The organism is Acinetobacter sp. AOR41_HL (assembly GCF_027854645.1).
Classification (GTDB): Bacteria; Pseudomonadota; Gammaproteobacteria; order Pseudomonadales; family Moraxellaceae; genus Acinetobacter; species Acinetobacter nosocomialis.
Genome location: NZ_JAKTHZ010000042.1, coordinates 82777 through 91639 on the forward strand (window position 1 = coordinate 82777; position 8863 = coordinate 91639).

At 43.5% G+C, this 8863-nt stretch carries 2 protein-coding genes, 2 tRNA genes, 3 rRNA genes and 1 pseudogene; 1 reads left to right on the forward strand and 7 read right to left on the reverse strand.

All coding sequences use genetic code 11. From position 1 onward, the window contains the following. Window positions 1–11: 11 nt before the first annotated feature. Window positions 12–1490: pseudogene (locus MKL35_RS16815) on the reverse strand (sodium-dependent transporter). 629 nt (window positions 1491–2119) lie between these two features. Here MKL35_RS16815 and MKL35_RS16820 point away from each other — a divergent pair. Beyond that, the gene (locus MKL35_RS16820; RefSeq protein ID WP_032012271.1) at window positions 2120–2812 is read left to right on the forward strand and encodes a TIGR04219 family outer membrane beta-barrel protein; all 693 of its coding nucleotides are present in this window, start codon (window positions 2120–2122) and stop codon (window positions 2810–2812) included. A gap of 28 nt (window positions 2813–2840) precedes the next feature. On the opposite strand, the gene MKL35_RS16825 is transcribed toward MKL35_RS16820, so the two are convergent. The 6 genes from MKL35_RS16825 to MKL35_RS16850 form a co-directional block, all read right to left on the reverse strand. After that, complete coding sequence (locus MKL35_RS16825) at window positions 2841–3254, reverse strand: SRPBCC family protein (RefSeq protein ID WP_032012272.1); 414 nt, start codon at window positions 3252–3254, stop codon at window positions 2841–2843. Window positions 3255–3359: 105 nt separating this feature from the next. After that, window positions 3360–3474 (reverse strand): 5S ribosomal RNA (gene rrf, locus MKL35_RS16830). A 179-nt stretch (window positions 3475–3653) separates the two neighbouring features. Next, window positions 3654–6544: ribosomal RNA gene (locus MKL35_RS16835) — 23S ribosomal RNA — on the reverse strand. A gap of 340 nt (window positions 6545–6884) precedes the next feature. Beyond that, window positions 6885–6960, reverse strand: a tRNA-Ala gene (locus MKL35_RS16840). A 55-nt stretch (window positions 6961–7015) separates the two neighbouring features. Continuing rightward, window positions 7016–7092: transfer RNA gene (locus MKL35_RS16845), tRNA-Ile, on the reverse strand. Window positions 7093–7151: 59 nt separating this feature from the next. Continuing rightward, window positions 7152–8689: ribosomal RNA gene (locus MKL35_RS16850) — 16S ribosomal RNA — on the reverse strand. Together the 16S, 23S and 5S rRNA genes with 2 tRNA genes alongside form the textbook arrangement of a ribosomal RNA operon. Window positions 8690–8863: the final 174 nt, after the last annotated feature.

Sequence of the window (8863 nt, forward strand, 5' to 3'; positions counted from 1 at the left end):
ATTTTATCCTCCTAGCGATCTTTCATTTTACTTAACACGATAGCAACGACTGCACAGAAAATCACACTGCCCCAGCCAAATACACCTTGTAAGCTCATACTATAAGTATCATAGCCATTTTTGATCAAATTAAAAACAGTCATAGTGAGTGTTGTTAATAGGATAAAAGTAGTAATCACGGTTAAGGTGAAATCCCATCCCTTACCCAATTGAATGGTTGAGATACGATTGACATGATCACGAAGCTCTCTAAGAGCTGAGCGCTTAAACCAAGCTACGCTAATAATTGATATCAATGCTCCCCCAATAATGCCAATGTTATTGATAAAATGGTCGACAATATCAACGAGCTTAATTGCATTTACACTTGAGAATAAAATAATTGAGACTAGAGCACTACCGCCACCAATAATGGTTACCGCTTTCTTACGACTCCACTTCAACTTATCTTGCATCGCTGCAATAGGTACTTCCAAAATACTAACCATTGAAGAAATACCAGCTACAAATAATGAAGAGAAGAATAAAAGGCCGAATAGATCAGCACCAGAACCTAAACTTGAAATAATTTTAGGGAAGGCAATAAATGCGAGACCAATACCACCACTCACCACATCTTTAACTTCAGTACCTGCAGCATGTGCCATAAAGCCAAGCGCTGCAAAAATACCGATACCCGCCAAAATCTCTGTCGATGCATTCGCGAAACCAACGATAAGACCGGAGCCAGTTAAATTGGTTTTTGGTTTTAAGTAAGATGCATAGGTCACCATAATCCCGAAACCAACAGAGAGTGAGAAGAAAGTATGACCATAGGCTGCTAACCAAACTTTATAGTCCATCATGGCAGACCAGTTTGGAGTAAAGAAAGCATTTAAACCTTGTACTGCACCCGGTAAACGTAATGACTGAATCACTAAAATCGTAAATAAGATGAATAATAAAGGCATGAAAATCTTATTAGATAATTCAACACCTTTTTTCACTCCACCATATAAAATGATTAAAGTCAGTGCCCAAATTCCAACAATTGGCCAGAATAAATGGCCTACAAACTGCAAATCAAAGCCAGTCGCTTTTGTGGTTTGTAAATAGGTATTGAAGAAGAAGCCTTCCGGGTCACTTCCCCACATTTGGCCAATAGAAAAATAAATGTAGCTACCAGCCCAAGTCAGAACACTTGCGTAATACAAACCAATAATGATACAGACGCAAACCTGCCACCATCCTAGAGTTTCTCCGCCTTTAAACAAAGCTCTATACGCTTTAGGAGGCGATCCTGTACTACGATGACCTACTGCATAATCTAAAAATAGTAATGGTAAACCTGCCGTAATAAGTGCAAGTAATTAAGGAATAAGGAACGCACCACCACCATTTTCATAAGCAACGTAGGGGAAACGCCAAATATTACCTAAACCAACAGCCGAACCAACGGCTGCGATAATAAAACCAGATCGTGACGTCCAGTTTTCACGAGAATCTGTCATAGAACACCTAATGTTAAAAGATTACTTATTTTTACTGCTTTTGTTGATTGTTATTCCGCACGCAAAAAAAGAACCAAAGAATACTTTTGTGTTTGATAGAGAATAAAAGGCACCTTTTGAGTATTTTTATTTTCATTTCAAACAAGCAAAAATAGAAAATTCTTCCTTAAAGATTTTTGTCCATTTTTTGCCCCTATATAGTTGAACAATACCCGTTTTTATTTATTTTTACTGTAATTTCCGTCTGAAATTTTACGTTTTTTTAGAGATTTTGATTTAGATTGGTTATTTTTTAGCTAATATTCATGTTCTAAAACATATTATTAGAGAATATAAGCAATGATATTTTCTACCATTTAAATTATTTTCTACTTTATAAAGTAGATATATCAACCAATTTTAGATGAGTAAAATCACAGAATCTTACCGATGTATTACACAAAATTTATACTAAAATTTTTCCTAACAAGCTCCACTTAAAATCTATATTTTAATAATAAAATCAAAAACATAAATTAATAAAAATAATTATAATTCTAAAAGTTTTATATTCACCATTTTTCATCAATGCATAACTTCTCAGATGTCTATATCATGCGCTCAAAGATTTCTTTTCTTAGGATATGATGATGAAGATATTAAAAATGTCTTTTTTGGCACTCGGGATGAGTCTTAGCGGATTTGCTCAAGCGGATTTTATAGGAGTTAAAGGGGACGTGGGCTATTGGTTTTACGATGGTAAAGCAAACATGTCTACACAATTGCCAGATGACCAAGACTTAGATCGAAAAGGCAGTGCACAACTTTCATTAGCATTTGAGCACCCAATCCCATTTATTCCAAATGCAAAAATTCGTTACGTCAATCTCGATACACAAACTAAATCAGAGACCTTAGGTCAAGCTAACTATAAGATTAATTTAGATCATAGTGATTTTATCCTTTATTATGAATTACTAGATAATATTGTGAGTGTGGATGCGGGTCTAGGTGCAACCGTATTAAATGGTGATATCACCGCCTATACAGGTAAACGTGTAGATATTGATAAAACATATCCTATTGCTTATTTGTCGGGAGAAGTAAAACTTCCATTTACAGGTCTAAGTGCTAAAGGTGAAGCAACTTATACAAACTTTAATGATGCAAAAATCACAGATGCATTAGCAGAAGTAAAGTATAAATTTGTCGATAATTTAGTAGTCGATTTAGGCCTTAAAGCAGGCTATCGTGTACTCAATATTGACTTAGATGATTATGATAACACTGACCTTAAATTTGAGTTTAAAGGACCATATGTAGGCTTAGAAGCACATTTTTAGACTCAACGAGGGTGAGAGAAATATTCTTTCACCCTACTTTTTTATAATTAGAAATTACCGTCTCAATTCGACTTAAAATTTGTGGCCAACCTTTTCTCATACCCATAAAAGCTTGTTGTCCCAAAGAAGAATTCTCATTAAATCCCGAATGTTTAAGCTGCAAAAGTGTGCCCTCTCCTTGAGGAATTAATTGCCATCTTAGAGTTGTATCAAGTACACCAATTGCAAAGTCATATTCAAATAAAATTTCTTTATCAGCCACCTTAACTAGGCAATGTTGTACTCCAAAACTACCCATATCTAAAGTAAATTGATGACCAGCTTTAGGCTGAATATCTCCTTTAGCCCACCATTGTTGAATGAGTTCAGGTGTGGTCAATGCTTCCCATACTTTCTTAGGTGGATAGGGAATATATTGAGATAACTCAATTGCCTTCATCATTTTGTATTTTTCCATATTTTATCGAATTTATATTATTCTTGAAGTAATCATCTGACAAATAAAAAAACACCCCCACTCTTTAGAATGGGGGTGTTTAGAATAATGAGCTGGCGATGACTTACTCTCACATGGGTAACCCCACACTACCATCAGCGCTAAGAGGTTTCACTTCTGAGTTCGGGAAGGGATCAGGTGGTTCACTCTTGCTATGGTCGCCAGCACAACTGTTTATGGATACTTGCTTTGGTCTTATTGACTGCCGAAGCGTTTTCCAAATCTTTACAGACTGGGCTGATTGAATCTGATTGTGTTCATTTTATCTAGTGGAATAACTAAATCAAGTTGCTTTGTAGATTTATGAATCGATTGATGCTTTATATACAACTGCTTGGGTGTTGTATAGTCAAGCCTCACGAGCAATTAGTATTGGTCAGCTTCACATATCACTATGCTTCCACATCCAACCTATCAACGTCCTAGTCTCGAACGGCTCTTTAGAGGAATAAATTCCTAGGGAAATCTTATCTTGAGGTAGGCTTCCCGCTTAGATGCTTTCAGCGGTTATCCCTTCCGAACATAGCTACCCGGCGATGCGACTGGCGTCACAACCGGTACACCAGAGGTTCGTCCACTCTGGTCCTCTCGTACTAGGAGCAGATCCTCTCAAATTTCCAGCGCCCACGGTAGATAGGGACCGAACTGTCTCACGACGTTCTAAACCCAGCTCGCGTACCTCTTTAAATGGCGAACAGCCATACCCTTGGGACCTGCTTCAGCCCCAGGATGAGATGAGCCGACATCGAGGTGCCAAACACCGCCGTCGATATGAACTCTTGGGCGGTATCAGCCTGTTATCCCCAGAGTACCTTTTATCCGTTGAGCGATGGCCCTTCCATACAGAACCACCGGATCACTAAGACCTACTTTCGTACCTGCTCGACTTGTGGGTCTCGCAGTTAAGCGCGCTTTTGCCTTTATACTCTACGCGTGATTTCCGACCACGCTGAGCGCACCTTCGTACTCCTCCGTTACTCTTTAGGAGGAGACCGCCCCAGTCAAACTACCCACCAGACACGGTCCTCGTCCCGGATAACGGGACAGAGTTAGAACCTCAACATTACCAGGGTGGTATTTCAAGGACGGCTCCATTGGAACTAGCGTTCCAACTTCAAAGCCTCCCACCTATCCTACACAAGTAAGGTCAAAGTTCAGTGTCAAGCTGCAGTAAAGGTTCACGGGGTCTTTCCGTCTAGCCGCGGGTACACTGCATCTTCACAGCGATTTCGATTTCACTGAGCCTCTGCTGGAGACAGCGCCGCCATCATTATGCCATTCGTGCAGGTCGGAACTTACCCGACAAGGAATTTCGCTACCTTAGGACCGTTATAGTTACGGCCGCCGTTTACTGGGGCTTCGATCAAGAGCTTCGCTTACGCTAACCCCATCAATTAACCTTCCAGCACCGGGCAGGCATCACACCCTATACGTCCACTTTCGTGTTTGCAGAGTGCTATGTTTTTAATAAACAGTTGCAGCGGCCTGGTTTCTGCGGCTGTCATCAGCTCAGGAAGCAAGTTCCATCACCAACAACAGCGTACCTTCTCCCGAAGTTACGGTACCATTTTGCCTAGTTCCTTCAGCAGAGTTCTCTCAAGCGCCTTGGTCTACTCGACCTGACCACCTGTGTCGGTTTCGGGTACGATTCCTGTGTAACTGAAGCTTAGAGACTTTTCCTGGAAGCATGGTATCAGCCACTTCGCTGTACAAGTACAGCTTGCTATCGGATCTCAGTATAGAGTACCCCGGATTTGCCTAAGATACATACCTACATCCTTCCACCTGGACAACCAACGCCAGGCTGACTTAACCTTCTCCGTCCTCTCATCGCATTACACAGAAGTATTGGAATATTAACCAATTTCCCATCGACTACGCCTTTCGGCCTCGCCTTAGGGGTCGACTCACCCAGCCCCGATTAACGTTGGACTGGAACCCTTGGTCTTTCGGCGAACGGGTTTTTCACCCGTTTTGTCGTTACTCACGTCAGCATTCGCACTTCTGATACCTCCAGCATACTTCTCAATACACCTTCATCGGCTTACAGAACGCTCCCCTACCACTTGACTAATGTCAAATCCGCAGCTTCGGCACATAGTTTTAGCCCCGTTACATCTTCCGCGCAGGCCGACTCGACTAGTGAGCTATTACGCTTTCTTTAAAGGGTGGCTGCTTCTAAGCCAACCTCCTAGCTGTCTATGCCTTCCCACATCGTTTCCCACTTAACTATGATTTTGGGGCCTTAGCTGGCGGTCTGGATTGTTTTCCTCTTGACTACGGACGTTAGCACCCGCAGTCTGTCTCCCGGATAGTACTCATAGGTATTCGGAGTTTGCATCGGTTTGGTAAGTCGGGATGACCCCCTAGCCGAAACAGTGCTCTACCCCCTATGGTATTCGTCCGAGGCGCTACCTAAATAGCTTTCGGGGAGAACCAGCTATCACCAGGCTTGATTAGCCTTTCACCCCTATCCACAAGTCATCCCCTGGCTTTTCAACGACAGTGGGTTCGGTCCTCCAGTTAGTGTTACCCAACCTTCAACCTGCTCATGGATAGATCGCCTGGTTTCGGGTCTATACCCAGCAACTAAACGCCCTATTAAGACTCGATTTCTCTACGGCTCCCCTATACGGTTAACCTCGCTACTGAATATAAGTCGCTGACCCATTATACAAAAGGTACGCAGTCACACCACGAAGGTGCTCCCACTGCTTGTATGCATGCGGTTTCAGGATCTATTTCACTCCCCTCACAGGGGTTCTTTTCGCCTTTCCCTCACGGTACTGGTTCACTATCGGTCAGTCAGGAGTATTTAGCCTTGGAGGATGGTCCCCCCATATTCAGACAAGGTTTCACGTGCCTCGCCCTACTCGTCATCATTATGTGTGCCCTTTCGTGTACGGGAATATCACCCTCTACGTTCGCACTTCCCAGAGCGTTCCACTAAAACACACATAACTTAATGGGCTGATCCCCGTTCGCTCGCCGCTACTGAGGGAATCTCAATTGATTTCTTTTCCTAAGGGTACTGAGATGTTTCACTTCCCCTCGTTCGCCTTGCAACACTATGTATTCATGTTGCAATACCTACCTTAAAGTAGGTGGGTTCCCCCATTCAGACATCTCCGGATCAAAGGATATTTGCCGCCTCCCCGGAGCTTTTCGCAGGCTATCACGTCTTTCATCGCCTCTGACTGCCAAGGCATCCACCACATGCACTTAATTACTTGACTATACAACCCCAAACAGTCGACGTTACCTACAAGTTAGTAACTTCAACATTTCAGTTTAGAGTACTGTGTATTTAAACACTGTACAGCTTCAATCTAAATTCATATACCAAAACGCTTGATTCAGTTAATTTGCTAGTTCTCAATTCATTCAGATTAATTGCTTAATCTAAACTCTTGAGTGAACAATTTATTTCAGACTCAATTTTGCCAATCTGTTAATGAATAAACATGCCTTCGTCAGGTCATGCTTAATACCGTGATACTTAAATCACAGAAGTTAATAAACCAAGACCGAAATCTCTATTTACTAATTTCTGTAATCCGAACTTATCTTAAGTTCTGGTGGAGACTAGGAGAGTCGAACTCCTGACCTCCTGCGTGCAAAGCAGGCGCTCTACCAACTAAGCTAAGTCCCCAGCTTACATCATCAGTCATGTATCTTTTATCTATAACTTTAACCAGTCAAAGTCATGGTGGGTCTGACAAGACTTGAACTTGTGACCCCACGCTTATCAAGCGTGTGCTCTAACCAACTGAGCTACAGACCCTCAGATACATCTATGAAGAACAACTTGTTGTGGATTCTTACCAATCGTCAATCTTTCGTTAAGGAGGTGATCCAGCCGCAGGTTCCCCTACGGCTACCTTGTTACGACTTCACCCCAGTCATCGGCCACACCGTGGTAACCGCCCTCTTTGCAGTTAGGCTAGCTACTTCTGGTGCAACAAACTCCCATGGTGTGACGGGCGGTGTGTACAAGGCCCGGGAACGTATTCACCGCGGCATTCTGATCCGCGATTACTAGCGATTCCGACTTCATGGAGTCGAGTTGCAGACTCCAATCCGGACTACGATCGGCTTTTTGAGATTAGCATCACATCGCTGTGTAGCAACCCTTTGTACCGACCATTGTAGCACGTGTGTAGCCCTGGCCGTAAGGGCCATGATGACTTGACGTCGTCCCCGCCTTCCTCCAGTTTGTCACTGGCAGTATCCTTAAAGTTCCCGACATTACTCGCTGGCAAATAAGGAAAAGGGTTGCGCTCGTTGCGGGACTTAACCCAACATCTCACGACACGAGCTGACGACAGCCATGCAGCACCTGTATGTAAGTTCCCGAAGGCACCAATCCATCTCTGGAAAGTTCTTACTATGTCAAGGCCAGGTAAGGTTCTTCGCGTTGCATCGAATTAAACCACATGCTCCACCGCTTGTGCGGGCCCCCGTCAATTCATTTGAGTTTTAGTCTTGCGACCGTACTCCCCAGGCGGTCTACTTATCGCGTTAGCTGCGCCACTAAAGCCTCAAAGGCCCCAACGGCTAGTAGACATCGTTTACGGCATGGACTACCAGGGTATCTAATCCTGTTTGCTCCCCATGCTTTCGCACCTCAGCGTCAGTGTTAGGCCAGATGGCTGCCTTCGCCATCGGTATTCCTCCAGATCTCTACGCATTTCACCGCTACACCTGGAATTCTACCATCCTCTCCCACACTCTAGCTAACCAGTATCGAATGCAATTCCCAAGTTAAGCTCGGGGATTTCACATTTGACTTAATTAGCCGCCTACGCGCGCTTTACGCCCAGTAAATCCGATTAACGCTTGCACCCTCTGTATTACCGCGGCTGCTGGCACAGAGTTAGCCGGTGCTTATTCTGCGAGTAACGTCCACTATCTCTAGGTATTATCTAAAGTAGCCTCCTCCTCGCTTAAAGTGCTTTACAACCATAAGGCCTTCTTCACACACGCGGCATGGCTGGATCAGGCTTGCGCCCATTGTCCAATATTCCCCACTGCTGCCTCCCGTAGGAGTCTGGGCCGTGTCTCAGTCCCAGTGTGGCGGATCATCCTCTCAGACCCGCTACAGATCGTCGCCTTGGTAGGCCTTTACCCCACCAACTAGCTAATCCGACTTAGGCTCATCTATTAGCGCAAGGTCCGAAGATCCCCTGCTTTCTCCCGTAGGACGTATGCGGTATTAGCATCCCTTTCGAGATGTTGTCCCCCACTAATAGGCAGATTCCTAAGCATTACTCACCCGTCCGCCGCTAGGTCCGGTAGCAAGCTACCTTCCCCCGCTCGACTTGCATGTGTTAAGCCTGCCGCCAGCGTTCAATCTGAGCCATGATCAAACTCTTCAGTTAAAATCATTTTGCACCTTATTTATAGACAAGGTGCCAATTCTGGCTCATCAATTACTGACTTAAATTTCGCTCAAATAAACTTCGAGTAATTTAAACCAATCAATCAATGAAAATTATTTCGATTAATCAATCAGTAAAAATCCACACAAGTTGTTCTTCAATTCTCTTAATGAT

Bases quoted from the DNA above. Each gene is read 5' to 3' on its own strand.
- MKL35_RS16820 (WP_032012271.1), top strand. From the start codon at position 2,120: ATGAAGATATTAAAAATGTCTTTTTTGGCACTCGGGATGAGTCTTAGC.
- MKL35_RS16825 (WP_032012272.1), bottom strand. From the start codon at position 3,254: ATGATGAAGGCAATTGAGTTATCTCAATATATTCCCTATCCACCTAAG.